Source organism: Flavobacterium sp. (genome assembly GCF_044348915.1).
GTDB lineage: Bacteria > Bacteroidota > Bacteroidia > Flavobacteriales > Flavobacteriaceae > Flavobacterium.
On sequence record NZ_JBIKRX010000019.1, the window covers coordinates 18085 to 44354 of the forward strand.

Genomic DNA, 26270 nt, shown 5'->3' on the forward strand with positions numbered 1-26270 from the left:
GGAAAAAGTTTGAGATATAGTTATGCTACTGAATTTACGACAAGCTTAAGTGGCGCTTTCCATCTGGAAGTAAACTGATTCTAATTACAGAATGGGGTTCTGGAACAAGATTAGGTATTTTTTCGGCCCATTCAATAAAGCAATAATGACCAGAATAAAAATACTCATCAGCGCCCATATCCAAGGCTTCTGTTTCAATTTTTAATCTATAAAAATCAAAATGGTAAACTATTTTATTGTCATTAGTTTGGTATTCATTAACTAAAGAGAAAGTTGGACTACTTGTCGCGCCATCAACCCCTAGGTTTTTTGCCAAAGCTTTAATTAATGTAGTTTTTCCAACGCCCATTTCTCCGTGAAAAAGGATTACTTTATGGGGTTTTTGTTTTATGATTTGCTCTGCAACAGCATTGATTTCATCTAATGAAAAAGTGATTTCCATTGTTTAAATTTGTTTAAAGTTTAAAGTTTAAGGTTCTTCCCTGCAAACTGAAAACTGAGACTGAATACTATTTTATTTCGGGTTAAAAATCATAAACGGAATAATCATTTCTTCGAGCGAAATTCCTCCGTGCTGATAGGTATTTTTATAATAACTAACGTAATGATTGTAATTGTTGACATAAGCCAAAAATAAATCATTTTTTGCAAAAATATAAGAACTACTCATATTTATTGTAGGTAAACCAATATTTTTAGGCTCCTTTACGGCATAAACATCTTTAGTTTCATAAGACAAACTTCGCCCCGTTTTATAGCGAAGATTCAAGCTTGTATTTTTGTCTCCTATCACTTTCGAAGGATTTTTCACATTGATGGTGCCGTGGTCAGTGGTCAAAATCAATTTGAAACCTAACCTTTGGGCTTGCTGAATGATTTCTAAAAGAGGGGAATTCTTGAACCAACTCAAAGTCAACGAACGATACGCTTTATCATCTGAAGCAAGTTCTTTTACCACATCCATTTCAGTTTTGGCGTGCGAAAGCATATCTACGAAATTGTAAACGACTGTTACCAGATCGTTGTTTTTTAATGATCTGAAACTTTCAACTAGTTTTTTACCACCTGCAAGATTTGTGATTTTAAAATAATCTTGAACAATATTCAAACCCAATCGTTTGAGTTGGGCAGTCAAGAATTCAGCTTCGTACAAGTTTTTGCCGCCTTCTTCGGGGTCATTTTTCCAATATTTAGGAAACTGTTTTTCCATTTCGAGTGGCGTCAAACCCGAGAATATGGCATTTCTTGCATACTGAGTTGCTGTTGGCAAAATAGAGTAGTAGGGAACTTCTTTCTCTAATTTGTAATGATTTCCAATCACGCTTTCAAATACTTTCCATTGGTCGTAACGCAAGTTGTCGATAACAACAAATAAAATTGGTTTAGCTTTGTTCTGTTCGGCTCCGCCTCGGGTGTCTTTTTTGACAATTTCAGGAACCACCAATTCTCGGAATAAATTATGCGACAGTGTTGGACTATCGATTGCAGATTTGCTAGAGCCTTTTTGAGAAGGAGCGGCGAACCAATCTTCGTAATTACGCTCGATAAACTTCCCGAATTGCGAATTGGCTTCTGCTTTCTGCGATTCCAGAATTTCAATCATCGCTTGATCGTCGATGTTTTCGAGTTCTAGTTCCCAGAAAATCAATTTTTTGTAAAACTCTATCCAATCTTCGTGGGAATTCACCATCGCCATTTCCATCGAAATTTTGCGAAATTCTTTCTGATAATCCAAGGTTGTTTTTTGTGAAATCAATCTCGAGTGATCCAAATTCTTTTTTAAGCTCAATAAAATCTGATTCGGATTGACTGGTTTTATCAAATAATCGGCAATTTTGGAGCCAATGGCCTCCTCCATAATGTACTCTTCTTCGCTCTTGGTAATCATAATCATCGGAATCGAAGATTTCTTTTCTTTCATTTCCGCAAGAGTTTCTAACCCACTCATACCAGGCATATTTTCGTCCAGAAAAACAATGTCAAAATTGTTATTTTCAAAAATATCAATAGCGTCACGGCCGTTGTTGCAGGTGGTGACACTATAATTTTTCTTTTCGAGAAATAAAATATGCGGTTTCAAATAGTCGATTTCGTCATCGACCCAAAGTATTTTGATCTTATCCATAATTATATAAGTAAATAGCAAATGTAATAAATCAATTGACCAAATTACTACTTTTCGACCTGCTTATATGCTAATATTATGATAATTTTTCGTGCAATATTTATAAATATACATTTAAGATTTAGGCTTTAGATTACTAAAAAAAATATATAGCTATTGTTTTCTTTTTTTACTATTTTTAAAAACTAAAAATTAATAAAATATGAAGTCATTAGTTCAATTTGTAAAAACATCCATTAAGGGTGGAGTTTTTATGTTTCTTCCTTTATTCTTTACTTTTTACTTACTGAAAAAAGTATTTGATATGTTAATTAAAGTAGCAAAACCTTTTATGAAATGGTTAAAAATTGATACCCTACTTGGTGAAGTTGGATTGAGTTTGTTAATTATTTTTATGCTGCTTTTTTTGTGTTTCCTTGGAGGAGTTTTGATGCGTTTTCGATTTTTCAAATCATTTAATGAAAAAGCAGAATCGATTATATCGACCATTTTTCCGCAGTACGATGTAATCAAAGGTAAAGTTGATGAAAAGATTCAAACTATAAATGAGGATCCTAAAAAGTTTGTTAAAGATAAAATTCATAAATAATTGTAGTAAAAAGTTCATCTGCTTTTTCTCAGATTTTGGGATACCCTTAGGAGTGGCTTTTGGTTTAGGGATGAAGAATATGGGTCTTTTGAGTATTGGCTTGCCCATAGGAATGGGCGTTGGCGCTGGTTTTGGCTCCTATCTTGATATAAAAGCTTTGAATGACGGCCGACAATTGAATGTTGAAATAAAATATTAAAACAAGTATATTATGGAAAAAATCAATATAACCCTGATGGTTTTCTGCGTTTCGTTTTTAATGCAAGCACAAAACAAAAGTATAAGTGGCATTTGGTGGAACCAAGAAAAAACCAGTCGAGTAGAAGTTTTCGAAGAAAACAATAAAATTTTCGGAAAAATAGTTTGGTTAGCCGACAATAAAAATAAAGATGGCAGCACACCACGTACAGACTATAATAATCCTAAACCAGAACTGCAGAAAAATAAACTTATTGGTACACGTATTCTTAAAAATTTAACTTGGAATGCTGACGAGGCGGAGTGGAGCAAAGGTGAAATTTATGATCCAAAATCAGGTAAAACATATAGTTGCTATGCCGTAATACAAAAAGACGGCAAACTCTTTATCAAAGGCTTTGTTTTAGGAATGACATTTATAGGTAAAAGCACTTTGTGGACAAGATATCAATAAAATTTAATTCTTACTTTGAGTATAGATTTTTTCGCGACTAGTTCAAGATAATACTACCATAAAACACCTTTTGTTAGTACACAAATTGTATAATAGAAACCACCAAAAAATAGTAATACTATAGAGGTGCGGACTGAATCGTGCCTCGCTCGGCAAAGTCTCCGACTTTGAGGATATGTTTGTCAGTCTCTGACTGACTTAAAAATAAAATCATTTACACCAAAATCGGTTAAAAATCGAAAATTGTTAACTCAAGGCAGGAGACTTTATGGGCGGGGCATTAAAGTTGGTTTTGTATCTTTGATATTAGAGTAAACCTTTTAGTTATAAGCAATATAAGTTAAAATAGTTATGGCACTTATCAATCCTCACATTAACTTCAACGGAAATGCCGAAGAAGCTTTTACCTTTTACAAATCCGTTTTTGGCGGAGAATTCGCAAAAGTTATGCGTTTCAAAGACTTGTCTAGCCCCGAATTTCCTGTAGCAGAAAAGGAAGCCAATAAAATAATGCACATTGCTTTGCCTATTGGTAAAAACATTTTGATGGGCAATGATGTTCCCGAATTTATGGGACAAGTAAACGAAAACGAAAACAGATCCAAAATAGCAATTAGCGCAGAAACTCGTGAAGAGGCCGAAAAACTATTTAATGGGCTTTCTGAAGGCGGAAATATCGAAATGCCTTTCGAAGACAGCCCTTGGGGCTCCTATTTTGGAATGTTTAGAGATAAATTTGGTATCGAATGGATGGTAGATTTTGATCCAAAATATAAAGGGCAAATTTAAATATATACCAATTTTTTATATAATCGCCCCCCCCCCCTAGTTCTCGTTTGCGACGATTTCCTACTTAGATTAATAGCCAAATTGGAGTGTTTACAACGCGGTTTATCACACAGTACCTCTCGGGTGTCTAATCCGAAAATACGGCTTAATTTGGTTCCAAACCAGTTGTAGTACTAGAACTTTGGTGGCAATTTCTAGAAACGAAACACATAATCAACCTTAAAATAAAAATGAAAGAAGCAGACAAATTATATTTATTTTTTAGCAATGAATTTCCTTTTAATAAAGAAGGTTTAGAAGAATTTGTAAATACTTTTGTTATTAAATCATACAAAAAAGGGCAAATCATTTTAGAAAATGGAGCTATAGAAAATGAACTTCGTTTTTTAGATCAAGGCATTATTAGGGAATATTATGCAACTAACGACAGGGAAAAAAATATTAATTTTTACACTAGTTCAGGTTTTATAACCGACTTTTCTTCGTTTACTCATTCCACAGTAACAAGAAAGTATCAAGAATGTTTGACCGATGTAGATTTGAGAATTTTATCCAAAGAAAAATTCTTGACTTTTACTAACCAATACAAATGTGGCAAACTATTTATTGAAACTATTTTCCAAAGAATAGTTGTTAAAAAGGAAAGTGAAGAGTTTAACCATTTTGTAAATACTGCTGAAGAATTATATCTCGATATTATGAAGACAAAACCTGACTGGTTACTGCAAATTCCACAATATCATATTGCTTCTTATTTGGGAATTACGCCCGAAACATTGAGCAGAATTAGAAAAAGAATTTAATTTCTTGATTTCAATCAATGGAATCTATTTTAACATTGGGCAACTTTGTACTTTCAATTTAAAACTATTTAATAATGAAAGTACATCATTTAAGAAACGCCACTTTAGTCATAGAATCTGGAGCTAATTTTATATTAGTAGACCCAATGCTTGGAAAAAAAGGAACAGCAGGACCAACTTTTACACTTTTCCGATTCAAGCCACAACGAAATCCTATTGTAGATTTACCAAGCAATGCAATGGATATCGTTGAAAAAACTACACATTGTTTACTAACGCATTTGCATCCAGACCATTTGGACAAGGAAGCCGAACATTTTCTTCGCACAAAACAAATTCCTGTTATTTGTAGTATAAAAGATGAAGCGACATTAAGAAAAAAAGGATTAAACGTTTCCCAAACAGTTGATTATTGGAAAGAAAGCCCTTTTTTAGGTGGAAAAATTCAGGGTATCCCAGCAGTACACGGTTACGGATTTGTTGCCAAACCAATGGGAAATGTAATGGGTTTTTACATTGAATTACCAAATGAAAAATCGATTTATTTAAGTGCAGATACCATTTATACTGATGATGTTCACAAAGTTTTGACACAATTAAAACCTGAAATTTCAGTTGTGGCTTGTGGAACGGCTCAATTAGATATTTTTCAACCTTTATTAATGCGAATGGATGATGTTTTAAAATTCGTAAAAAACGCACCAAATCAAGTAATCGCAAATCATCTAGAAGCTGTAAATCATTGCCCTACAACCAGAAATCAATTAAAAGTAGAAGTTTCAAAAATTGGACTTTCTGACAAGGTTTTTATTCCAAATGATGGAGAAAGTAAAGTCTTTTAATAAACTAAGTACAAATGATTTTATAGAAAAACAGCCAGTAAATCAATGTCATATTTTTTATATCATCAATGATTTGAAAGGGATTTAAAATTCTACACTTGTAATTGCTAACTTTGCAAAGCAGCAAAATATAAATACGAATTATAGAATTAAAGCTTAAAACAAGTACTATGTTTAAGAAAAATCAACTGTTGGAATACTTAAAACAATACAATTTATTTACAGATAGTGAAATAAATGAATTTATAAGTTTAGCGACTATTTCTACGATAAAAAAAGGAGATTTTTTCATTAAACAAGATGAAATGTGTACCACGCTTTCCTTCGTGAATTTTGGTATTTTTCGATCATTCTATTATTCTAATAATGACGAAGAAATAACATATTGTTTTACCTTTCCCAATACATTATTAGTGGCTTATTCTTCATTTATTACACAGAATAAATCAGAAGAAAATTTACAAGCTTTAACCGATTCTGAAATAATTTCAATTTCAAAAAAAGAATTAGAAAACCTTGTGGAATCAAACAATAAATGGTTGAATTTTTTAAAAATAATTGCTGAAAAAGAATATGTTGAACTCGAAAAATGGATATTTAATCATCAAAAATCCAACGCCCAAAAACGATATGTAGATTTGATAAACAACTATCCACAATTTGTGCAACAAATTCCACTTCACTACATAGCTTCCTATCTTGGAATTACTCAAAGACATTTAAGTAGAATAAGAGCATCGATTTAATTTTTAGACAAATGTCCTACGTGCTTAGTAGGGCAGGAGTGTAATTTTGCACTTCAAATTAAAAATAATTAAATATATGAAAACAGTAATTTTAATAGGTGCTAATGGGAAAATGGGAAAAGCAGCACTTACAGGTTTAGGAAAACACAAAGTGATTACAGCTGGTCGTTCAAAAGACGGTTGCGACTACCAAGTTGACATTACCAGTGAAGAATCTTTGAGAAAATTATTCAAGGAGGTTGGTCACTTTGATGCAGTTGTGAATACAGTTGGCGTATGTGAATATGCAACCTTCGAGGAAATGACTGAAGCGCAATGGATGACTACAGTAATGAGTAAAATGATGGGGCAAATCAATATTGTTAGAATTGGTCAGGAATACATTGCTGATAAAGGTTCTTTTACGCTTATTACAGGTATTCTAAACTTAAAACCTATTCCTTTTGCTATTGCAGATGCAACTACAAGTGGTGCCATTGATACCTTTGTAAAATGTGTAGCCTTCGAAATGCCAAGAGGTATTCGTGTAAATTCAGTAAATCCAACAGTTTTAGCGGAGGCTTGGGACGTTTATGGCGATATGATGCCAGGATTTCAACCTGTACCAAGTGCATTGGTTGGTAAAGCGTTTGAGCGCTCGGTTGATGGATTTATTACTGGTCAAGTGATACTTGTTGATGCATAATTAACAAAAATTACAGCATATAGTCTTTTCAAAAAAGAAATTGACTATATGCTGTTTATTATAAAATAAAAAGAAAAATGGAATTAAAACTTTACCAAATTGACGCATTTACAGATACCATTTTTGGTGGAAATCCTGCTTGTGTGGTGCCTCTTGACAATTGGTTATCAGACGACATTTTGTTGAAAATAACTAAAGAAAATGCCGTTGCAGAAACTGCTTTTTTTGTAGATAAAGGAGAAAAAATCCATTTGCGATGGTTTACGCCAGAAATTGAAATGGATTTGTGCGGTCACGCCACACTTGCAACAGCACATTGCTTAAAGACAATTTTAGATTACAAAAAAGATGAAATTGTTTTCGAAACATTAAGTGGCGACTTAATTGTTAAAGTTGAAGATGGACTATACAAAATGGACTTCCCATCAAGAATGCCTATTGCAGATACTTTACCCGAGACAATTTCAAAATCTTTAAATATCCAACCTAGGGAAATTTTAAAATCAAGAGACTATGTTTTGGTTTATGAAAACGAAACAGCAATTAGAAATATTAAAATTGACCGACAATTGTTTGACCAAATCAACCTTGATCCAGGCGGAATAATTGTAACAGCAATTGGAGATGACTGTGATTTCGTTTCTCGTTTTTTCACACCACAAGCATCCATCTTAGAAGATCCTGTAACAGGTTCTGCTCATTGTTCTTTGGTGCCATTTTGGTCAAAAAGACTTGATAAAAAAGTACTTTATGGGCAACAAGTTTCGGAACGAATGGGCAAACTATATTGTGAAGACAAAGGTGACCGAGTTATTATTAGCGGAACAGCAAAAACCTATTCTGTTGGGAACTTTTGGATAGAATAATAAAAATTATTGCAAAAAGATATAACCATCAAAGAACAAAAATTAAATAAAAGATATGAAATATACTTTTAACAACAGTTTGAATGCTTGCAAGATAAGTGATACTGACTCCGGATTTCGTCTTGTAGCAAATGCTAAAACTGACTTCATTTGCAAATACAAAGAAGCTATAATTGATGATGCTTCTTTTTTTTATACCGAAAAAACTGGTGATTTTACCATCAAAGCGGAAGTTGAAACAAAAGGAAACTTTAGCTACGACGCCGCTTTCTTGATGGTGAGAGAAACGGAAACCCGATGGATAAAATTAGCAGTTGAACTAGGCGTTGACACAACGTACAATGTGGTTTCTGTAATCACAGACAATTGGTCGGATGATGCCAATGGTGAATTACTCCCATCCAATAAATGTTGGTTGCGTATAACTCGTAAAGGTGATTTTTTGGGACTTCATTATTCACTCAATGGTCAAAAATGGCGATTTGTTCGTTGTTTTGGATTAGACCTTTCTTCCACTGTAAAAGTTGGATTTGGAATACAAGCACCTTTAGGAGATAAATGCGAAGGAAAATTGGATTTTATTACCATATCCAACGAAAGTGTTAAAAACTTTAGAGATGGTAATTAAAACAGTCACAAAGTAAACATAGGCAATCATCTATTAAATTAGTTTATTTGCCCTAATAATTCAAAATCAAAAATGAACTTTCAAATACAAAATAGCAACAGTAACGACACAGACGAAATTTTCCGTTTATATAAAATCGCGACCGATTTTCAGAAGACAAGATTTACCAGCCATTGGCCAGAATTTGATAGAGAACTTATTGAAACTGAAATTTCAGAAAACAGACAATGGAAAATAGTTTCAGAGGGTAAAATTGCTTGTGTGTGGGCGACAACATTTAATGATCCTCAAATTTGGGAAGAACGTAACGAAGAACCAGCTGTTTACATTCACCGTATAGCAACAAATCCTGATTTTCGAGGACAAAATTTAGTTGGCCAAATTGTAGAATGGGCAAAGAATTATGCCAAAGAAAATCAAAAACAATTCATAAGAATGGATACAGTTGGCGATAATTCAGGGTTAATTAATCACTACACAAGATGTGGCTTTGAGTTTTTAGGTTTATTGAAACTTAGAAACACTGAAGGACTTCCAGCACATTATGACAACGCAACAGTAAGTTTATTTCAAATGACAATCATCTCTAAATAAGAAAAAAACAGAGGTCAAAACAACTCCATATCAAAGCCCCATATACTCCCCATATAGAGTATGAAAAGTATTTGTGGCAATTGTCCCCACTTTTAGACCTTTTTTCAGTCAATTATCAAACATAAAAAAAGTGCAAGTAAATAGAAGAAAATGACCAAAAAAAGACTCAAATCAATACCCAAACGAATCTTCGATTTACACCAATAGATTAATAAGCAACCTTCCCATTGGACTTAAATAATCAAATACTTAAATTTTCATACCCTCTTAGATTTCCTTATATTTGTTCCTCAAAAGAAATCAATACTGTGAGCAAAATCAATAAACTGAAGATATTTAATGATCCCATTTATGGGTTTATTACCATCCCCAACGCCTTAATTTACGATTTAATTCAGCATCCTTATTTCCAGCGATTGCGACGTATTTCACAAATGGGATTGTCGTATTTGGTCTATCCTGGCGCGAATCACACCCGATTTCATCACGCTTTGGGCTGCATGCATATTATGCAAAAAGCGGTCGAAACGCTTCGTTTCAAAGCCGTTTCCATTTCTAAAGAAGAAGAGAATGCCTTGTATATCGCCATTTTGTTGCACGACATTGGTCACGGTCCTTTTTCACACGCAATGGAAAGCAGCATCGTCGAGGATGTACATCACGAAGCTATTTCGTTGTTGTTTATGCAGCAATTGAATGTGGAGTTTGAAGGGCAGTTGAGTTTGGCTATCAAGGTTTTTAAAGGCGATTATCACCGAAAGTTTATGTTGCAACTCATTTCGAGTCAGCTCGATATGGACCGAATGGATTACCTGAAACGCGATAGCTTTTATTCGGGTGTAGCAGAGGGAAATGTCAATTCCGAACGCTTGATTCAGATGATGAACGTAGTTGACGATGTTTTGGTCATAGAAGAAAAAGGCATTTATTCGGTCGAGAAATTCCTGATGTCAAGGCGATTGATGTATTGGCAAGCCTATTTGCACAAAACTAGTTTGGTAGCCGAGTTAATTTTGACGAAAGTCCTAAAACGCGCCAAAGAATTAACCGAAAAAGGAGTGGTTTTACCCTGTAGTGAGCCTTTATTATTTTTTATGGAAAACAAAATTACGATGGAGACCTTTGATAGTGAAACCTTGGATTTGTTTTCGCAACTAGATGATTTTGATATTATTAGTGCATTGAAATCTTGGCAGAAACAAGACGATTTTATATTGTCATCCTTGAGTAAAATGATTATCAATAGGGATTTATTGAAGATTAAATTGAGTGAAGAAAAAGTACCAAGTGAAGCATTGCATCAGCTGAAAGAACGCTTTGCTTTGGAAAATAATATTACTTTAGCCGAGACCAATTATTTCATATTTAAAGGTAAAATTAAGAATCAAGCCTATAGCAAAGAAGCGGAACCCATTCGGATTCTGAAAAAAGACCGTACTATCGAAGATGTTGTCGAAGCTTCTGACCAACTGAATTTGAAGTCATTGTCTAAATTTGTGACCAAATATTATCTATGTTTTCCAAAACAACTTGTTTAAAAACCTATATATAAAATCTATTTTTTATATTTTTGTCGAGATGAAACAAAACCAGACATTTTTTTTGAATTTAAGTAGGACATTGAACAGAGCGTTTTATCTTATTCCTATAAAAATTATAATTTGATAAGATGAAATTTACAGCAGAGCAAATAGCCGGTGTTTTGGGTGGAGAAGTCGTAGGTAATCCAAAAGCCGAAGTTTATAAATTGTCCAAAATAGAGGAGGGTTCCGAGGGATCTATTAGCTTTTTGGCAAATCCAAAATATTTACCTTTTATATATACTACTCAGGCGACTATTACGATAGTAAATAATACTTTTATACCAGAAGGTGAATTACATACTACTTTAATAAAAGTGGAAGATGCCTACATGTCTTTTACAAAATTATTAGAATTTTACGATCAGGCAAAAAAGGGAGACAAAACAGGAATTGAACAACCATCATTTATTTCCGAAAGTGGCCAACAGGGTACCAATTTATATGTAGGATGCTTTAGTTATATTGGAGAGAATGTTGTTTTGGGTAATGATGTAAAGATATATCCCAATTGTTTTATTGGCGAAAGTGTGAAAATTGGGAATAATGTTACTATTTTTGCGGGCGCCAAAATACATTCGGAAACAGTCATTGGCAATAACTGTGTGATTTATTCTGGGGCTATCATTGGAGCAGATGGTTTTGGTTTTGCACCAAACGAAGACGGAACCTATACTAAAATTCCTCAAATAGGAAATGTAGTTATCGAAGATAATGTTGATATTGGTGCCAATACTACGATAGATAAAGCCACGATGGGTTCGACAATTATCCGTAAAGGAGTGAAGTTGGACAATCAAATTCAGATTGGACATAATGTAGAAGTCGGAGAGAATACGGTGATTGCGGCGCAAACTGGTATTGCAGGGTCAACCAAAATTGGTAAAAGCTGCATGATTGGGGGACAAGTTGGCATTGTAGGACATCTGACAATTGGAAACAATGTCAAAATTCAAGCCCAATCAGGTGTTGCAAGAAGTATCAAAGACGACGAGGTTTTGCAGGGTAGTCCAACATTTGGATATAATGACTTTAGTAAGTCCTATGTACATTTCAAGAATTTACCAAAAATCGTTACTGAACTAGAAGAATTAAAAAAAGAAATATTAAACCAAAAAAACGCAAGCAATGGTTAAACAAAAGACTATCGAAGCTGAAATTTCACTAACCGGAGTTGGATTACACACAGGAAAAGAAGTGACTATGACTTTCAAACCTGCTCCAATTAATAATGGGATTACTTTCGTTCGTAAGGATTTAGAGGGACAACCTATAATTGAAGCAGATGCCAACTATGTAGTAAATACGCAAAGAGGAACTAATTTAGAAAAATTAGGAGTAAAAATACAAACTCCTGAACATGTTTTGGCGGCTATTGTTGGTTGTGATGTTGATAATATAATAATTGAATTAGATGCTTCTGAACTTCCTATAATGGACGGTTCTTCGAAATATTTTGTCGAAGCTATTGAAAAGGCAGGAATCCAAGAACAAGAAGCAAAAAGAAATATTTATGTTGTAAAAGAAATTATTTCTTTTACAGATGAAGAATCGGGTAGCGAAATAATAATTATGCCCCACGATAACTACTGTGTTACTGCAATGGTCGATTTTGGCACCAAAGTTTTAGGAACTCAGAATGCTACCATGAAATCTATTTCTGAATTTAAAACTGAAATAGCCGATTCGAGAACCTTTAGCTTCCTACATGAATTAGAATTTTTGCTAGAAGAAGGGTTAATCAAAGGAGGAGATTTGAATAATGCCATTGTGTATGTCGATAAGGAAATTTCCGAAAAAACAATGAACAATCTTAAAGTGGCTTTCGGGAAAGAGGAACTTACAGTAAAACCAAATGGAATCTTAGACAATTTAACCTTGCATTATCCAAACGAAGCGGCAAGACATAAACTACTTGATGTAGTAGGGGATTTATCATTAATAGGTACCAGAATACAAGGAAAAGTGATTGCAAACAAACCCGGTCATTTTGTAAATACTCAGTTTGCCAAAAAGTTAGCCAAAATCATTAAAATAGAGCAACGTAATTATGTTCCAGTTTATGATTTGAATTTGGAGCCCTTGATGGATATTCACAAAATTATGTCGGTTCTTCCTCATAGACCTCCATTTTTGTTTATTGATAGAATATTAGAAATGTCCGATAGTCATATTGTTGGGATGAAAAATGTAACTATGAACGAGAGTTTCTTTGTAGGACATTTCCCTGGAGCTCCGGTAATGCCTGGTGTTATTATCGTTGAAGCGATGGCGCAAACAGGAGGGATACTAGTATTAAGTACCGTTCCGGATCCAGAGAATTATTTGACCTATTTTATGAAAATAGACAATGTAAAATTCAAACAAAAAGTATTACCTGGAGATACACTGACTTTCAAATGTGATTTGATTACTCCTATAAGAAGAGGGATTTGTCATATGCAAGCCAATGCTTATGCCAACGGAAGATTGGTAGCTGAAGCTGAATTGATGGCGCAAATAGCAAAAAAACAATAAACTCCAAACCACAAACCAAAGGATATGAATCAACCCTTAGCATATGTTCACCCAGGCGCAAAAATCGCCAAAAATGTTGTTATAGAGCCTTTTACAACAATTCATAATAATGTTGTTATTGGAGATGGAACATGGATAGGTTCAAATGTAACCATAATGGAAGGCGCCAGAATAGGAAAAAATTGTAATATTTTTCCAGGAGCAGTAATTTCTGCAATTCCACAAGATTTAAAGTTTGGCGGAGAAGATTCTTTGGCTATAATTGGAGATAATTGTACCATTAGAGAATGTGTTACTATCAATAGAGGAACTATTGCTTCAGGTCAAACCGTAGTTGGTAATAATTGCTTGATTATGGCTGCCGCACACATTGCCCACGATTGTCATATTGGTGATAATGCCATTATTGTTAATGGAGTACTTTTAGGCGGACACGTAACAATAGGTAAATATGCAATTATCGGCGGACTTTCTGCTGTGCATCAATTTATTAGTGTAGGTGATCACGCAATGATTTCTGGAGGTTCATTGTTACGAAAAGATGTTCCCCCTTTTACAAAAGCGGCAAAAGAACCACTATCTTATGTAGGAATTAATTCAGTTGGTTTGAGAAGACGCGGATTTACCTCAGAAAAGATAAAAGAGATACAAGAAATTTATAGAATTTTATATCAAAAAAATTATAACGTGACCCAAGCTTTAGGTATCATTGAAGCTGAAATGGAGGCAACACCTGAAAGAGATGAAATCATTGATTTTATTAGAAATTCATCAAGAGGAGTAATGAAAGGGTATTCAGGGAATTACTAGAAAACAGATTTTAGTTTACAGATTTCAGGTTAAAGTCAAGTTTGCAACAAACAATAAACAACAAACAATAAATAATAAACACATAAAATGGCATCAACATCAGATATTAGAAACGGATTGTGTATAAAATACAACAATGACATCTATAAAATTATTGAATTCCTTCACGTAAAACCAGGAAAAGGTCCTGCTTTTGTAAGAACAAAACTAAAAAGTTTATCAAACGGTAAAGTTTTGGATAATACTTTTTCAGCTGGTCATAAAATTGAAGAGGTTCGTGTTGAAAACCATAAATTTCAATACCTGTATCCAGAAGGTGATTTGTTTCACTTTATGAATGTAGAGTCTTTTGAACAAATTTCTTTGAACAAAAATGTATTGGATTCTCCTGATTTATTAAAAGAAGGTGAAAATGTAATGATTGCAATCAATACCGAGACTGATTTACCGCTTTCAGTCGATATGCCTGCTTCAGTGGTATTAGAAGTAACCTATGCAGAGCCGGGAATCAAAGGAAATACAGCTACAAATGCTACGAAATCAGCTACAGTAGAGACAGGTGCTACTGTCAACGTTCCATTATTTATCAATGAAGGTGACAAAATAAAAATTGACACTTCAAACGGTAATTATATGGAAAGAGTTAAAGAATAGTGTTCAGTCTGCAGTATCGAGTATTCAGTCAAATTGAATGTTCAATGCTAAAAAAACAATCACTGAGCACTAAAAACTGATCCCTGAGCACTATTTTATGAAATTCAACACAATACATACTTTAAAGGAGATTGCAACAATTATCAATAGCGAATTCGTTGGTGATGAAAATTTCCCAGTTTCTGGAATGAATGAAATTCATGTTGTAGAATTTGGTGATATTGTATTTGTTGACCATCCTAAATATTATGATAAAGCATTAAATTCTGCGGCTACCACTATTTTAATCAATAAAAAAGTGGATTGTCCTGAAGGAAAAGCTTTGCTCATTTCAGACGATCCTTTCCGTGATTTCAATACACTAACCAAACATTTTAGACCATTTCAGTTTTCTGCTGTGGCAATTGCTCCATCAGCCAAAATTGGAATTGGAACTGTGATGCAGCCTAATTGTTTTATAGGAAATCATGTGCAAATTGGGAAAAATTGTTTGATTCATGCGAATGTAACTATTTATGATCACACGATTATTGGAGACAATGTAATGATTCATGCTGGAACTATTCTCGGTGCCGATGCTTTTTATTATAAAAAACGTCCTGATGGTTTCGACCAATTGATTTCAGGAGGAAGAGTGGTAATTGAAGATAATGTTGGTATTGGGGCACTTTGTACTATCGATAAAGGCGTTACAGGCGATACTACTATTGGCGAAGGAACAAAATTAGACAATCAAGTACACGTTGGACACGATACCGTTATTGGTAAAAAATGTTTGATTGCTTCTCAAACGGGTATAGCAGGTTGTGTAATAATAGAAGATGAAGTTACCATTTGGGGACAAGTAGGAACTACAAGCGGAATCACAATAGGAGCGAAGGCTGTAATTATGGGACAGACTGGAGTTACAAAATCGGTTGAAGGTGGAAAAACGTACTTTGGAACACCCATTGAAGAATCTCGAGAAAAACTGAAACAACTGGCCAACATAAAAAAAATACCTGAAATACTGAGCAAGTTAAAAGAATTATAAAAAATCCAGATTCAAATTTGAAGTAATACCAAAGCGAATCTCAAAATTAGAATAACTCAAAAAAAGTTATAAATAGATGAAACCAAAAGATATTGTTCTCGATTTCTATAAATCTGATGTTTTATTAGATAGAAAAGCCGTTAGCGAATTTTTGCACCCAGAAGTGACTATAGATTGGAACACCAGTAAAGGATTTATTCAAATGAATTATGATGATATATTGTCACTTACCGATGAATTAGCCAAAGCTTATGTTCGTTCTAAAATAAGAATTAGTCATGTTATTCAAGAAAAAAATCTAGTTTCTTTGCGATTTTCCCACTTTGTAAAAACCATCGAAAATCCAAGAGAAGAAATGCTAATGGGGAATTTTTTCGTTATTTGGGAGGTTAAAGAGGGAAAATTATTCAGAGGTTATCAAATGAGTCATTTTTCTTAATTATTTTTTCAAAATATTAGTTGCAAAATCATACTTTTGCATCGTTATAATAAAAACCATATAAAAAATAGATCATGAGTGTTTTAGTTAATAAAGATTCAAAAATTATTGTTCAAGGATTTACAGGAAGCGAAGGAACATTCCACGCTACACAAATGATTGAATATGGAACCAATGTTGTTGGTGGAGTAACTCCTGGAAAAGGAGGGTCAACTCATTTAGACCGTCCAGTTTTCAATACTGTAAAAGATGCTGTAGAACAAGCAGGTGCTGATACAACAATCATTTTCGTACCGCCAGCTTTTGCTGCCGATGCTATTATGGAAGCCGCCGATGCAGGTATCAAAGTAATTATTGCGATTACTGAAGGAATTCCTGTAGCCGATATGATTAAAGCAAACAACTACATAAAAAGCAGAAATTGTAGATTAGTTGGTCCAAACTGTCCAGGTGTAATTACTCCAGGTGAAGCAAAAGTAGGTATTATGCCAGGTTTTGTTTTCAAAAAGGGAACAGTAGGAATCGTTTCTAAATCAGGAACTTTAACTTACGAAGCTGCTGACCAAGTAGTAAAACAAGGATTAGGAATCACTACTGCTATAGGTATTGGTGGAGATCCAATTATCGGAACTACCACAAAAGAAGCGATTGAATTATTTATGAACGATCCAGAAACCGAATGTATCGTTATGATTGGCGAAATTGGTGGTCAATTGGAAGCTGATGCAGCTAAATGGATCAAAGCGGATGGAAATCGCAAGCCAGTAGTTGGGTTTATTGCAGGTGAGACCGCTCCAAAAGGAAGAACAATGGGTCACGCTGGTGCCATCGTAGGTGGTGCAGATGATACAGCCGAAGCCAAAAAACGCATTATGAGAGAATGTGGTATTCACGTAGTAGATTCTCCTGCTGAAATTGGAAAAAAAGTAAAAGAAGTATTGGGATAATTTCCAAAAAACAAATTTCAAATAACAAAATAAAACTCCGTCTAGTTGAATAAACGAGATGGAGTTTTTTCATAAGTTGTGTTGCAAAAACAACCAACTATAAACAACAAACAATATAATGTATAAAGAATTAAAAAAAATCAAAGTCAAAAATCAATTCAATTTTTCTATTGAGGACAGTTTAGAAGAAGTTTGTAATGCACCTGAAAACGGTAGTGGTATTTTCTTGGTTTATGCTGTTGACGGAGAAGACAAAGAATTGATTATGGTAGGTTCTACCGGAACTATTCAGAATGACGGAACGCTGAAAATCAAGAACGGAGGTCTATTCGATAAAATAGTAAATGGACATCAATTTGCTAAAACTGGGAGAAAATATTCTTGGCCAGCTCAAATGAAACTAGAAAACATAACTAGATTAGAAGTGTATTGGTACGAAACGTTCAACGACAAAAATAAAGTAATTCCAACCTTCTTAGAAGGACAAATTTTACAAAACTTCTTGGACGAAAATGGAAAATTGCCAAGATGGAATGTAGCTTTCTAAACTACTAGTTTTCAAAAATAGTTAAGTGTCCACACATTCGTTGGGCATTTTTTTTGGCGCTCAATACATTATTCTTATATTTGAAACACAATACAAATTAAACATATAGTATAAAATGAAATTACTCGAAGGAAAAGTAGCAATAATTACTGGCGCAAGTCGCGGAATTGGGAAAGGAATCGCAGAAGTTTTTGCAAAAAACGGTGCTAATGTGGCATTTACCTACAGTTCGTCTGTAGAATCTGCTCAGGCTTTAGAAGCCGAATTGAATGCTTTAGGTATCAAAGCTAAGGGATATCAATCGAATGCTGCTGATTTTAACGAAGCCCAAACTTTTGTTAATGCCGTTTTAGCCGATTTTGGAACCGTAGATATTTTAATCAATAACGCTGGAATTACTAAAGACAATTTGTTGATGCGTATGTCAGAAGCAGATTTCGACCAAGTAATCAATGTGAATTTGAAATCGGTTTTCAATATGACTAAAGCTATTCAGAAAACATTTTTGAAACAACGTGCTGGGTCAATTATTAATATAAGCTCTGTTGTTGGAGTTTCTGGAAATGCAGGTCAAACCAATTATGCTGCATCTAAAGCAGGTGCCATTGGATTTACAAAATCCGTTGCATTAGAATTAGGTTCAAGAAACATCCGTTGTAATGCTATTGCTCCTGGATTTATCGAAACTGAAATGACTGCCAAACTAAGCGAAGATGTTGTAAAAGGCTGGAGAGAAGGTATTCCGTTGAAACGTGGAGGAAGCACCGAAGATGTGGCTAACGCCTGTCTTTTCTTGGCTTCAGATATGAGCGCCTATATCACAGGCCAAGTTTTGAACGTTTGTGGAGGAATGCTTACTTAGAAAAGTGTTCAGTGTTCAGATTTTTAGTATTCAGCGAATACGGAATATTGACCACTAGATAACTGACCACTAAAAACTGATCACTGATTACTATAAACAATGACTACAAACACGATTCTATTACTATTACTTTCGTTACTAATAGCAGGCGGTTTGTCATTTTTTCAATATTATTACAAAGCCAAAGCCAAGTCAAATCTGAACTTGGTTTTGGCTTTTTTACGTTTTTTATCGATTTTCGGAATTTTACTGTTGTTGATTAATCCGATAATGAGTAGAAAAGCTTTCGAAACCATCAAAACTCCTTTGCCGATAGTTGTGGATAATTCGAGTTCAATAATCGATTTGAAAGCGAATCAAACTGCTTTAGATTTACATACGAAGCTATTTCAAAGCAAAGAATTACAGGATAAATTTGATGTTCAATCCTATCAGTTCGACACTGAGTTTCAAACGACGGAAGTCCCGATAGCTAACGGGATTAATTTCAAAGGAACTCAGACTAATATTGATGAAGTTGCTAAAAACTTGAAAAGCATCTACAAGAACACGAGTTTTCCAACGCTTTTAATCACGGACGGAAACCAAACTTCAGGGAACGATTATGTATTTTCATTTGACGCGATTAACAAGGTTTTTCCGTTAGTTGTTGGAGATACTGCAAAATCTTTGGATTTAAAAGTAGGCCAACTTAATGTCAATAAATATGCTTTTCAAAAGAATAAATTTCCGGTAGAGGTTTTTTTAAATTATGCAGGAAACAAAACTACAACCGCTGAGTTCAAAATCACCCAAGGAAATTCAGTTTTATCAAAGCAAAGTGTTACTTTTTCGGCATCTAAAAAGTCGGTAGTTTTGAATGTACTGCTGCCTGCTGACAAAGTTGGAGTGCAAGTTTTTAGAGCAACTATTTCCTCCAATCAAAGAGAAAAGAACACCTATAATAACAGCAAAAATTTCGCTGTCGAAGTTATCGATCAAAAGACGAATGTTGCCATTATTTCAAACCTAAACCATCCTGATATTGGTGCTTTGAAACGCGCCATAGAATCTAATGCGCAACGAAAAGTAACAGTTGTTAAACCAAATTCAGTCAGTTCGTTACAAGATTACAATATTTTGATATTGTACCAACCAACAGGAGAATTTAAATCTGTTTTTGAAAAGAATAAACTAGCTGGAATTAATATATTTATTGTTACAGGTAATAACACCGATTTCAATTTTTTGAACCAGCAACAAACTAATTTTGCCTTCAAAATGAGCGGTCAAAAAGAAGATTATTTGGCTGGATTTAATGAGCAATTCAACCTTTTTGCAATAGATAATTTAGGTTTCGAAAATTTCCCGCCTTTACAAAACCCATTTGGTACAGTAACGACCAGCGGAGCTATTAGTACTTTACTTTCTTCGAAAATTAGAAATATCGAAACCAATGCTCCTCTCTTAGCCTTTGCCGAAAATCAAGGAAAACGTTCGGCTTTTTTGTTAGGAGAAAATATCTGGAAATGGCGATTGCAAAGTCACGTCGATAATCAATCCTTCGAAAAATTCGATGTTTTCGTGGATAAAATTATTCAATTTTTGGTGTCGAATGATTCCAAGAAATCATTAGTCGTTAACCACGAAAGTTTTTATAATTCGGGGGAAACAATTGAAATTTCGGCTCAGTATTTCAATAAAAATTACGAATTCGACGAAAAAGCACGTTTGACCATTTCGGTGACCAATAGTAAAACAAAGCAAACTAAAAACTATGATTTACTAAAAGGAAATAATTTCTATAAAGTCAATCTGGACGGACTTTCGGCTGGGACTTACAATTTTTCAGTTAGAGAGTTGAATTCTCAAACAGCATATTCAAGTCGTTTTGAAATTCTGGATTTTGACATCGAAAAGCAATTCGTCAATCCTGATGTAGAAAAGTTAACTCAATTGGCTGCACAAACCCAAGGTAAGCTGTATCATCCGAATCAAGTCGATGCCTTAATCAAATCACTTTTGGAAGATGAAAGTTATAAAGCGGTTCAAAAAGAAATTGTGACCAAAACTCCTCTAATTGATTGGGTGTGGTTGCTGATTTTGATTGCGATCTCCCTTGCTTCAGAATGGTTTTTGCGGAAATATAATGGGATGCTCTGATTTTTTCAATTTGTATTAGAAACTTAATATTGACTTAATATCCTTTTGTTTTGATATTTTGAAGCACTTAATGCAATATTTTTACGTTCTGAAATTATACAACACTTTATTGTGGAATAGAATTTCTTAAGTAAAAATCAAAATGGAAAAACGAATAATCATCCTACTACTTTTTATCAGCTCTTGGAGTTATTCTCAAAATTGGAAAACTAATTTTGAAGAAGCCAAACAAGAAGCCTCTAAGCAAAATAAAAACATTCTTTTGGTATTTGCCGGCTCAGATTGGTGCGGCCCTTGTATCAAATTAGACAATGTGGTTTGGAAATCAGAAGCATTCAAATTGGAGTCTGAGAAAAGGTGGGTCATTTACAAAGCAGATTTCCCAAAGAAAAAAGCCAATCAATTGTCAGCAGAACTTACCGAGAGCAATAATAAATTGGCCGAAAAGTACAATAGGAATGGCAGTTTTCCCCTCGTTGTTCTTCTGGATAAAAATGGAAAAGTCATTGGGATGACTGGCTTCAAGAACATTCCGGCAAACGAATACATCGATTTGATTCATTCATTAGAGAAAAAATGAAATATCTAGCTTTCGTATTATTTTTAGTTGTGGCGACTAGTTCTTTTGGACAAATTACACACAAAAGAAAATTAGCAATGCTTGGCAGTCCTTTTGAGATGACTGTTGTGGCAAAAGATACTATTCAGGGAAATCAATACATCGATTTAGCCGTAGCAGAAGTTAAACGCATAGAAAATTTAATTTCCGATTGGATTCCTAGCACGCAAATTTCGCAAGTCAACAAAAATGCTGGAATTATGCCTGTGAAGGTTGATAAAGAAGTGTATGACCTGGTGGAGCGAGCTATTAAGGTGTCTCAAATCACTTCGGGTGCATTTGATATTTCGTATGCTTCGATGGATAAAATTTGGAAATTCGACGGAAGTATGAAAGCAATGCCGACCGTAGAAGCTATCAAAAATTCGGTTTCTAAAATTGGATACAAAAACATTATTCTTGACCCTAAAGAACAAACCATTTTCCTTAAAATACAAGGAATGAAGCTTGGTCTTGGCGGAATTGGTCAAGGATATATTGCGGACAAAGTCAAAGATTTGCTCAAGAGTAAAGGTTGTGCTTCTGGAATTGTCAATGTGTCGGGAGACATTAATGCTTGGGGGACACAAATTGACGGAAAACCTTGGACGGTTGCCATTGTTAACCCAATGAACAAAAATAAAGTATTTGCCACTTTTCCCCTCGAAAACAGTGCTGTGGAAACTTCGGGCAGTTATGAAAAATTTGTGACCTTCAATGGTATACGATACGCTCACATCATCGATCCAAGAACAGGTTATCCGGCGCAAGGTGTAGTAAGTGTTTCTGTTTTTGCCAAACAAACCGAAATTGCCGATGCTCTCGCCACTGGTATTTTTGTCTTGGGAGTAGAAGTAGGGCTCGATTTAGTAAATCAAATGAAAGGAATTGAGTGCATTATCGTAGACGATAAAGGCAAAGTGCATTCTTCGAAAGGAATAGACATTAAAAAACAGGAATAATATGATACGGAGAATAATTTTGGGAATGTTGCTTGGTTTAGTTCTTCAATCGTGCAACGCAGTAAAAGAATATGAAAAAGTGGCCATTAATGATCCCGATATGAAGCTTACGGCCCGAACAACGGAACGATACGAAACCGCCTTTCAAGTGTATCGAGAAGCTGCGGCTGGAGCCAATGGAGGAAAATCGGGTGGAGGTTGTGGTTGCAACTAAACATTCAATAGCAAAGAATCCAAAATTCATTTTACCAAACATTGTCAATGAAAACAATAATCACATTTCTTTTAATACTCCTCGGATTTTCTGTGTTTTCTCAGGAAGCCAAGGACAGCATTCAGTTCAAGAAAAGAGTCTTAGAAAGTACCGAAGTGGATTTTCTATTGAGTTATTATAAGCAAGACGGATCTATGTCAGCTGTTTCAGGAGGAATAGGATCTGAAGAACTAACTGATATCGCTTCTAATATTGTGTTCGCAATGCCTTTGAATGATGATGCTGTATTAACAGTCGATTTGGGTATTTCGGCCTATTCGTCGGCTTCATCAAGCAATATTAATCCTTTTGATAATGGTGGCAAACCAACACCTTGGCAAGCGTCTTCTGGAGCTTCTCAAAGTGACCAACTGAAGTCTGTGACTGCAAATTATGCCCACAGTAGTGATTCTCGTGATTTCATTTGGAACGCCGATGTTTCATTTTCCAGTGAATACGATTATACTTCTGTTGGTTTTGGGGGAGGGGTCGCTTATCTATTTAATGACAAAAATTCTGAAATCAGTTTCAAAGGAAACGCATATTTGGATCAATGGAGGCCGATTTATCCAAAAGAACTAAATGATTTCGCTATATATGGCGCAAATACAAATAATGGAACGATTTTCGATCAAAACGGAAAGGTCACCTCTAGCTATGCGCCAACAGCATTTCAAACGATAAGTTCCGTGAATAGAAATTCGTATTCGGCATCGGTTGGTTTCTCCCAAGTATTTTCTAAAAAATTGCAAGTATCTTTTTTCTTCGATATTCTGCAGCAACAAGGATTACTATCGACACCCTACCACCGAATTTATTTTGCTGACAAAGCCAATTATTACATTGGTCAACCAGAATATATTCCGAATTACGAAAGCGAAAGCAATGCAGGAGTTTATAAATTGGCCGACGATATCGAACGGTTGCCCGACAGCCGATTCAAATTACCAATTGGTGCAAGACTAAACTATTACATCAATGAGCGGTTTGTTTTGAGAACGTATTACCGCTATTATTCAGATAATTGGGATATTCAATCGCATACCGTTAATGTCGAATTACCGGTAAAAGTATCCGATCGTTTTACCGTTTTTCCGATGTATCGTTTTTACACCCAAACCCAATCCAAATATTATGCGCCTTATGAAACGCATTTATCTACCGAAAAATATTATACATCTGATGCTGATTTAAGTACCTTTGATGCCAATCAATATGGTTTTGGGGTCAATTATACAGACATTTTCACCGGAGCTAAAATTTGGAAATTTGGATTAAAAAATGTTGACTTCCGCTATAATCATTACCAGCGAAGTAACAATCTAACTGCGGATATTGTCACCTTAGGATTTAAGTTTATATTTCAATAAAAATGAAAATTTTAATTGTTGAAGACGAAATAGGAATAGCCAATTTTCTCCAACAAGGCTTGGAAGAAGAAGGATATGAAGTTGTAGTGGCCAACGATGGAAAGAAAGGTCTAGAGTTAGCTATTAGTCAGAAAGTAAATATCATTCTTTTAGATTGGATTTTACCAAAAATGACTGGGATTGAAGTTTGCAAATCCATACGTAAGACTGACACGACAACTCCCATTATTTTCTTAACAGCCAAAGATACTGTTCAAGAAACCATTGACGGACTGCGAGCAGGAGCCAATGATTACATCAAAAAACCATTTAGTTTTGATGAATTGGTTGAACGAATTAAAATTCATTTCAGAACTCAAACAGAACCTGAAATTTTAAAATTGGGCGCTATTGAAATTCAACTTGCCAAGCACCTTGTTTTCGTTGACGGGACGGAAGTGAATTTAACGCAACGTGAATTCGAATTGCTATGTTACTTAATTCGGAATAAAGGAAATGTATGTACTCGAACTCAAATAATTGAAGATGTTTGGGATATTCATTTCGATTATGACACGGGTGTTATTGATGTTTTTATGAATGCTATTCGCAAAAAACTAAATCTCAATAAAGAGGAAGATTTAATCAAAACTATTCGTGGAGTTGGTTATATTGCAAATGAATTAAGCTAATCCTATGTTTTCATTTTCTTTTAAAAACAGAATCGCTTTTCATTATATCATAAGCACCGGTTTATTGATTTCGGTTGTGTTTTTCGTGATTTATAATATCATTAATCACAGCGTAAACGCACAAATCAATGATGATATAATGGATGAAGTGGCAAAACATTTAAAAGAGATCGAAATTGATCATAATAATACGTATTTGATTCAGGTGGATCAATGGCGAGCCCGCGAGCACAATGCAGTTAACGTGAATCCAGTTTTTGTCCAGTTTTTTGACATTAACAACCAATTGATAGACAAATCTCCCAATCTAAAAGGCCTGCAACTCAAAAAGTATGATGCTACTTTAAACAATAAATTCATCGATACCTACTTGAATAAAAAACCAATCCGACAAATTCAAGTTCCTCTTTTGGACAAAAATAAAGTTATAGGATTTTTGTTTATAGCTATGTCTTTAGATGATGCGACGATGATTTTAAAGAATTTACAAGACACATTCCTGATTGCATTACCGCTAATATTGTTTGTTCTTTTCTTAATTGCTCGATTGATAGCAGGACGAAGTATCAAGCCCGTGACCCTTATTACGGAAACTTCAAGCAGAATTACAAAAGATAATCTTAAAGAACGTATCGCTTTGCCACAAAATAAAGACGAATTGTATGTGCTTTCTAAAACCATCAATGATTTATTGGATCGCATTGAAAATGCTGTTGAACGAGAAAAACAATTCACTTCCGATGCTTCTCATGAGCTAAGAACTCCACTGACTGTTTTGAAAGGAACTCTGGAAGTCTTGATTCGGAAACCGAGAACTCAATCGGAATATGAAGACAAAATAAAATATGGCATTTCCGAAGTGAATCGCTTGAATAATTTGGTAGATCAGTTGCTGTTGTTGGCTCGTTTCGAAAATCAAATTCAAAGTTTGAAAACCGAAAAAGTATATTTGAATGCTCTGATTTTGGATATTCTCACACGCTATTCCTTGAAAATGAACGCCAAAAAAATTAGCGTTAATCATCTTTTTATGAAAGAGTATTATGTTGCTTCGGATAATTATTTGGTTTCCATCATCATTAGCAATATTATTAGCAACGCCATTAAATATTCGAATGAAAATGGGATGATTTCCATCACGCTTTCGCAAAATGAAAACAATACAATTTGCACTATTTCGGATAGCGGAATTGGTATTCCCAAAGAAGATTTAGACAAAATTATGAATCCTTTTTATCGTTCCAACCCAACACAGCATCCCGACATAAAAGGTTCTGGATTAGGACTTTCCATCGTCAAAAGATTGGCGGAATTGCTAGGCATACATTTCGAAATTCAAAGCGAAATCGACAAAGGCACTGCGGTGGTTTTGAGTTTTCGTTAAGCGGAATTTAAGCCAGTCTTAAGTGTTTTTTGCCCCTATTTCATACTATCTTTGTACGTAACTAATCAGTCTCAAATATAGGGATTTTATTTCATGTCAAAATGACGTGAAATAAAATTCGAATTCATGCCACATAGTCATTGGATTTATTAGGTGAATCTTTTTATATTTTGTACTTTCAT

At 34.5% G+C, this 26270-nt stretch carries 30 protein-coding genes; 28 read left to right on the forward strand and 2 right to left on the reverse strand.

Annotation, left to right across the window (positions count from 1 at the left end):
• Positions 1–34: 34 nt before the first annotated feature.
• Positions 35–442 carry a tRNA (adenosine(37)-N6)-threonylcarbamoyltransferase complex ATPase subunit type 1 TsaE gene (gene tsaE / locus ACIQ1E_RS05265; protein ID WP_396169356.1) on the reverse strand — a complete coding sequence of 136 codons (408 nt, stop codon included), beginning with the start codon at positions 440–442 and terminating at the stop codon, positions 35–37.
• Between the two features lie 72 nt (positions 443–514).
• Positions 515–2125, reverse strand: a complete 1611-nt coding sequence (locus ACIQ1E_RS05270) for a response regulator (RefSeq protein WP_396169358.1) — start codon at positions 2123–2125, stop codon at positions 515–517.
• A gap of 202 nt (positions 2126–2327) precedes the next feature.
• Here ACIQ1E_RS05270 and ACIQ1E_RS05275 point away from each other — a divergent pair, with 202 nt between their 5' ends.
• The 28 genes from ACIQ1E_RS05275 to ACIQ1E_RS05410 all read left to right on the forward strand — a co-directional run bounded on the left by ACIQ1E_RS05275 (position 2328) and on the right by ACIQ1E_RS05410 (position 26088).
• Complete coding sequence (locus tag ACIQ1E_RS05275; RefSeq protein ID WP_396169360.1) at positions 2328–2714, forward strand: hypothetical protein; 387 nt, start codon at positions 2328–2330, stop codon at positions 2712–2714.
• Entirely contained in the window at positions 2689–2913 is a 225-nt protein-coding gene (locus ACIQ1E_RS05280) for a hypothetical protein (RefSeq protein ID WP_396169361.1), read from the forward strand. Before ACIQ1E_RS05275 ends, ACIQ1E_RS05280 begins: the two co-directional genes overlap by 26 nt.
• 12 nt (positions 2914–2925) lie before the next feature.
• Positions 2926–3366, forward strand: a complete 441-nt coding sequence (locus tag ACIQ1E_RS05285) for a DUF2147 domain-containing protein (protein WP_396169363.1) — start codon at positions 2926–2928, stop codon at positions 3364–3366.
• Positions 3367–3717: 351 nt separating this feature from the next.
• Positions 3718–4155, forward strand: a complete 438-nt coding sequence (locus ACIQ1E_RS05290; RefSeq protein WP_396169365.1) for a VOC family protein — start codon at positions 3718–3720, stop codon at positions 4153–4155.
• A 230-nt stretch (positions 4156–4385) separates the two neighbouring features.
• Positions 4386–4958, forward strand: a complete 573-nt coding sequence (locus tag ACIQ1E_RS05295; protein ID WP_396169366.1) for a Crp/Fnr family transcriptional regulator — start codon at positions 4386–4388, stop codon at positions 4956–4958.
• Positions 4959–5032: 74 nt separating this feature from the next.
• Positions 5033–5800, forward strand: a complete 768-nt coding sequence (locus tag ACIQ1E_RS05300) for an MBL fold metallo-hydrolase (protein WP_396169367.1) — start codon at positions 5033–5035, stop codon at positions 5798–5800.
• A gap of 170 nt (positions 5801–5970) precedes the next feature.
• Positions 5971–6546, forward strand: a complete 576-nt coding sequence (locus ACIQ1E_RS05305) for a Crp/Fnr family transcriptional regulator (RefSeq protein ID WP_396169369.1) — start codon at positions 5971–5973, stop codon at positions 6544–6546.
• 76 nt (positions 6547–6622) lie between these two features.
• A complete protein-coding gene (locus tag ACIQ1E_RS05310; protein ID WP_153209445.1) occupies positions 6623–7231 on the forward strand; it encodes a short chain dehydrogenase in 609 nt (202 codons plus the stop codon).
• 77 nt (positions 7232–7308) lie between these two features.
• Positions 7309–8097 (forward strand): PhzF family phenazine biosynthesis protein, encoded by a 789-nt coding sequence (locus ACIQ1E_RS05315; RefSeq protein WP_086455204.1) that lies wholly within the window; start codon positions 7309–7311, stop codon positions 8095–8097.
• Positions 8098–8152: 55 nt separating this feature from the next.
• Positions 8153–8725 carry a DUF1349 domain-containing protein gene (locus tag ACIQ1E_RS05320; RefSeq protein ID WP_396169372.1) on the forward strand — a complete coding sequence of 191 codons (573 nt, stop codon included), beginning with the start codon at positions 8153–8155 and terminating at the stop codon, positions 8723–8725.
• A 72-nt stretch (positions 8726–8797) separates the two neighbouring features.
• Positions 8798–9319, forward strand: coding sequence for a GNAT family N-acetyltransferase (locus ACIQ1E_RS05325; RefSeq protein WP_396169374.1), 522 nt, complete (start codon positions 8798–8800; stop codon positions 9317–9319).
• Positions 9320–9627: 308 nt separating this feature from the next.
• Positions 9628–10857: an HD domain-containing protein gene (locus ACIQ1E_RS05330; protein ID WP_396169375.1), complete on the forward strand. Its 1230-nt coding sequence runs from the start codon at positions 9628–9630 to the stop codon at positions 10855–10857.
• Positions 10858–10988: 131 nt separating this feature from the next.
• Positions 10989–12035, forward strand: a complete 1047-nt coding sequence (lpxD, locus tag ACIQ1E_RS05335) for a UDP-3-O-(3-hydroxymyristoyl)glucosamine N-acyltransferase (protein ID WP_396169377.1) — start codon at positions 10989–10991, stop codon at positions 12033–12035.
• Positions 12028–13416: a bifunctional UDP-3-O-[3-hydroxymyristoyl] N-acetylglucosamine deacetylase/3-hydroxyacyl-ACP dehydratase gene (locus tag ACIQ1E_RS05340; protein WP_396169379.1), complete on the forward strand. Its 1389-nt coding sequence runs from the start codon at positions 12028–12030 to the stop codon at positions 13414–13416. The genes lpxD and ACIQ1E_RS05340 overlap by 8 nt, the downstream gene beginning before the upstream one ends.
• Before the next feature lie 24 nt (positions 13417–13440).
• Positions 13441–14226 carry an acyl-ACP--UDP-N-acetylglucosamine O-acyltransferase gene (lpxA, locus tag ACIQ1E_RS05345; protein WP_396169381.1) on the forward strand — a complete coding sequence of 262 codons (786 nt, stop codon included), beginning with the start codon at positions 13441–13443 and terminating at the stop codon, positions 14224–14226.
• 87 nt (positions 14227–14313) lie between these two features.
• Positions 14314–14880, forward strand: coding sequence for an elongation factor P (efp, locus tag ACIQ1E_RS05350; RefSeq protein WP_396169383.1), 567 nt, complete (start codon positions 14314–14316; stop codon positions 14878–14880).
• A 97-nt stretch (positions 14881–14977) separates the two neighbouring features.
• Entirely contained in the window at positions 14978–15913 is a 936-nt protein-coding gene (locus ACIQ1E_RS05355; RefSeq protein ID WP_396169385.1) for a UDP-3-O-(3-hydroxymyristoyl)glucosamine N-acyltransferase, read from the forward strand.
• A 76-nt stretch (positions 15914–15989) separates the two neighbouring features.
• Entirely contained in the window at positions 15990–16352 is a 363-nt protein-coding gene (locus tag ACIQ1E_RS05360) for a nuclear transport factor 2 family protein (protein ID WP_396169387.1), read from the forward strand.
• Between the two features lie 74 nt (positions 16353–16426).
• Positions 16427–17299, forward strand: coding sequence for a succinate--CoA ligase subunit alpha (gene sucD, locus ACIQ1E_RS05365; protein ID WP_396169389.1), 873 nt, complete (start codon positions 16427–16429; stop codon positions 17297–17299).
• A gap of 118 nt (positions 17300–17417) precedes the next feature.
• Entirely contained in the window at positions 17418–17846 is a 429-nt protein-coding gene (locus ACIQ1E_RS05370) for a hypothetical protein (RefSeq protein ID WP_396169391.1), read from the forward strand.
• 115 nt (positions 17847–17961) lie between these two features.
• Positions 17962–18708: a 3-oxoacyl-[acyl-carrier-protein] reductase gene (fabG, locus tag ACIQ1E_RS05375; RefSeq protein WP_396169393.1), complete on the forward strand. Its 747-nt coding sequence runs from the start codon at positions 17962–17964 to the stop codon at positions 18706–18708.
• A gap of 99 nt (positions 18709–18807) precedes the next feature.
• Positions 18808–20850, forward strand: a complete 2043-nt coding sequence (locus tag ACIQ1E_RS05380) for a hypothetical protein (RefSeq protein WP_396169395.1) — start codon at positions 18808–18810, stop codon at positions 20848–20850.
• Between the two features lie 142 nt (positions 20851–20992).
• On the forward strand, positions 20993–21430 hold the full coding sequence (locus tag ACIQ1E_RS05385; RefSeq protein WP_396169397.1) for a thioredoxin family protein: 438 nt from the start codon (positions 20993–20995) through the stop codon (positions 21428–21430).
• Positions 21427–22410: an FAD:protein FMN transferase gene (locus tag ACIQ1E_RS05390; RefSeq protein WP_396169399.1), complete on the forward strand. Its 984-nt coding sequence runs from the start codon at positions 21427–21429 to the stop codon at positions 22408–22410. Before ACIQ1E_RS05385 ends, ACIQ1E_RS05390 begins: the two co-directional genes overlap by 4 nt.
• Position 22411: 1 nt before the next feature.
• On the forward strand, positions 22412–22624 hold the full coding sequence (locus ACIQ1E_RS05395) for a DUF4266 domain-containing protein (RefSeq protein WP_396169401.1): 213 nt from the start codon (positions 22412–22414) through the stop codon (positions 22622–22624).
• Between the two features lie 47 nt (positions 22625–22671).
• On the forward strand, positions 22672–24033 hold the full coding sequence (locus ACIQ1E_RS05400) for a DUF3570 domain-containing protein (RefSeq protein WP_396169403.1): 1362 nt from the start codon (positions 22672–22674) through the stop codon (positions 24031–24033).
• A gap of 2 nt (positions 24034–24035) precedes the next feature.
• Complete coding sequence (locus ACIQ1E_RS05405) at positions 24036–24704, forward strand: response regulator transcription factor (protein ID WP_396169405.1); 669 nt, start codon at positions 24036–24038, stop codon at positions 24702–24704.
• A 4-nt stretch (positions 24705–24708) separates the two neighbouring features.
• On the forward strand, positions 24709–26088 hold the full coding sequence (locus tag ACIQ1E_RS05410; RefSeq protein ID WP_396169407.1) for a sensor histidine kinase: 1380 nt from the start codon (positions 24709–24711) through the stop codon (positions 26086–26088).
• Positions 26089–26270: the final 182 nt, after the last annotated feature.

What these genes read in the sequence shown, in the direction of transcription:
- ACIQ1E_RS05295 (WP_396169366.1), top strand. Translation starts at nt 4,386, where the DNA reads ATGAAAGAAGCAGACAAATTATATTTATTTTTTAGCAATGAATTTCCT.
- ACIQ1E_RS05300 (WP_396169367.1), top strand. Translation starts at nt 5,033, where the DNA reads ATGAAAGTACATCATTTAAGAAACGCCACTTTAGTCATAGAATCTGGA.
- ACIQ1E_RS05360 (WP_396169387.1), top strand. Translation starts at nt 15,990, where the DNA reads ATGAAACCAAAAGATATTGTTCTCGATTTCTATAAATCTGATGTTTTA.
- ACIQ1E_RS05320 (WP_396169372.1), top strand. Translation starts at nt 8,153, where the DNA reads ATGAAATATACTTTTAACAACAGTTTGAATGCTTGCAAGATAAGTGAT.
- ACIQ1E_RS05405 (WP_396169405.1), top strand. Translation starts at nt 24,036, where the DNA reads ATGAAAATTTTAATTGTTGAAGACGAAATAGGAATAGCCAATTTTCTC.
- ACIQ1E_RS05410 (WP_396169407.1), top strand. Translation starts at nt 24,709, where the DNA reads ATGTTTTCATTTTCTTTTAAAAACAGAATCGCTTTTCATTATATCATA.
- ACIQ1E_RS05395 (WP_396169401.1), top strand. Translation starts at nt 22,412, where the DNA reads ATGATACGGAGAATAATTTTGGGAATGTTGCTTGGTTTAGTTCTTCAA.
- ACIQ1E_RS05310 (WP_153209445.1), top strand. Translation starts at nt 6,623, where the DNA reads ATGAAAACAGTAATTTTAATAGGTGCTAATGGGAAAATGGGAAAAGCA.
- ACIQ1E_RS05315 (WP_086455204.1), top strand. Translation starts at nt 7,309, where the DNA reads ATGGAATTAAAACTTTACCAAATTGACGCATTTACAGATACCATTTTT.
- ACIQ1E_RS05275 (WP_396169360.1), top strand. Translation starts at nt 2,328, where the DNA reads ATGAAGTCATTAGTTCAATTTGTAAAAACATCCATTAAGGGTGGAGTT.
- ACIQ1E_RS05285 (WP_396169363.1), top strand. Translation starts at nt 2,926, where the DNA reads ATGGAAAAAATCAATATAACCCTGATGGTTTTCTGCGTTTCGTTTTTA.
- ACIQ1E_RS05400 (WP_396169403.1), top strand. Translation starts at nt 22,672, where the DNA reads ATGAAAACAATAATCACATTTCTTTTAATACTCCTCGGATTTTCTGTG.
- ACIQ1E_RS05325 (WP_396169374.1), top strand. Translation starts at nt 8,798, where the DNA reads ATGAACTTTCAAATACAAAATAGCAACAGTAACGACACAGACGAAATT.
- ACIQ1E_RS05355 (WP_396169385.1), top strand. Translation starts at nt 14,978, where the DNA reads ATGAAATTCAACACAATACATACTTTAAAGGAGATTGCAACAATTATC.
- ACIQ1E_RS05340 (WP_396169379.1), top strand. Translation starts at nt 12,028, where the DNA reads ATGGTTAAACAAAAGACTATCGAAGCTGAAATTTCACTAACCGGAGTT.
- ACIQ1E_RS05385 (WP_396169397.1), top strand. Translation starts at nt 20,993, where the DNA reads ATGGAAAAACGAATAATCATCCTACTACTTTTTATCAGCTCTTGGAGT.
- ACIQ1E_RS05270 (WP_396169358.1), bottom strand. Translation starts at nt 2,125, where the DNA reads ATGGATAAGATCAAAATACTTTGGGTCGATGACGAAATCGACTATTTG.
- ACIQ1E_RS05390 (WP_396169399.1), top strand. Translation starts at nt 21,427, where the DNA reads ATGAAATATCTAGCTTTCGTATTATTTTTAGTTGTGGCGACTAGTTCT.
- lpxA (WP_396169381.1), top strand. Translation starts at nt 13,441, where the DNA reads ATGAATCAACCCTTAGCATATGTTCACCCAGGCGCAAAAATCGCCAAA.
- fabG (WP_396169393.1), top strand. Translation starts at nt 17,962, where the DNA reads ATGAAATTACTCGAAGGAAAAGTAGCAATAATTACTGGCGCAAGTCGC.
- tsaE (WP_396169356.1), bottom strand. Translation starts at nt 442, where the DNA reads ATGGAAATCACTTTTTCATTAGATGAAATCAATGCTGTTGCAGAGCAA.
- ACIQ1E_RS05305 (WP_396169369.1), top strand. Translation starts at nt 5,971, where the DNA reads ATGTTTAAGAAAAATCAACTGTTGGAATACTTAAAACAATACAATTTA.
- ACIQ1E_RS05370 (WP_396169391.1), top strand. Translation starts at nt 17,418, where the DNA reads ATGTATAAAGAATTAAAAAAAATCAAAGTCAAAAATCAATTCAATTTT.
- sucD (WP_396169389.1), top strand. Translation starts at nt 16,427, where the DNA reads ATGAGTGTTTTAGTTAATAAAGATTCAAAAATTATTGTTCAAGGATTT.
- efp (WP_396169383.1), top strand. Translation starts at nt 14,314, where the DNA reads ATGGCATCAACATCAGATATTAGAAACGGATTGTGTATAAAATACAAC.
- ACIQ1E_RS05290 (WP_396169365.1), top strand. Translation starts at nt 3,718, where the DNA reads ATGGCACTTATCAATCCTCACATTAACTTCAACGGAAATGCCGAAGAA.
- ACIQ1E_RS05380 (WP_396169395.1), top strand. Translation starts at nt 18,808, where the DNA reads ATGACTACAAACACGATTCTATTACTATTACTTTCGTTACTAATAGCA.
- lpxD (WP_396169377.1), top strand. Translation starts at nt 10,989, where the DNA reads ATGAAATTTACAGCAGAGCAAATAGCCGGTGTTTTGGGTGGAGAAGTC.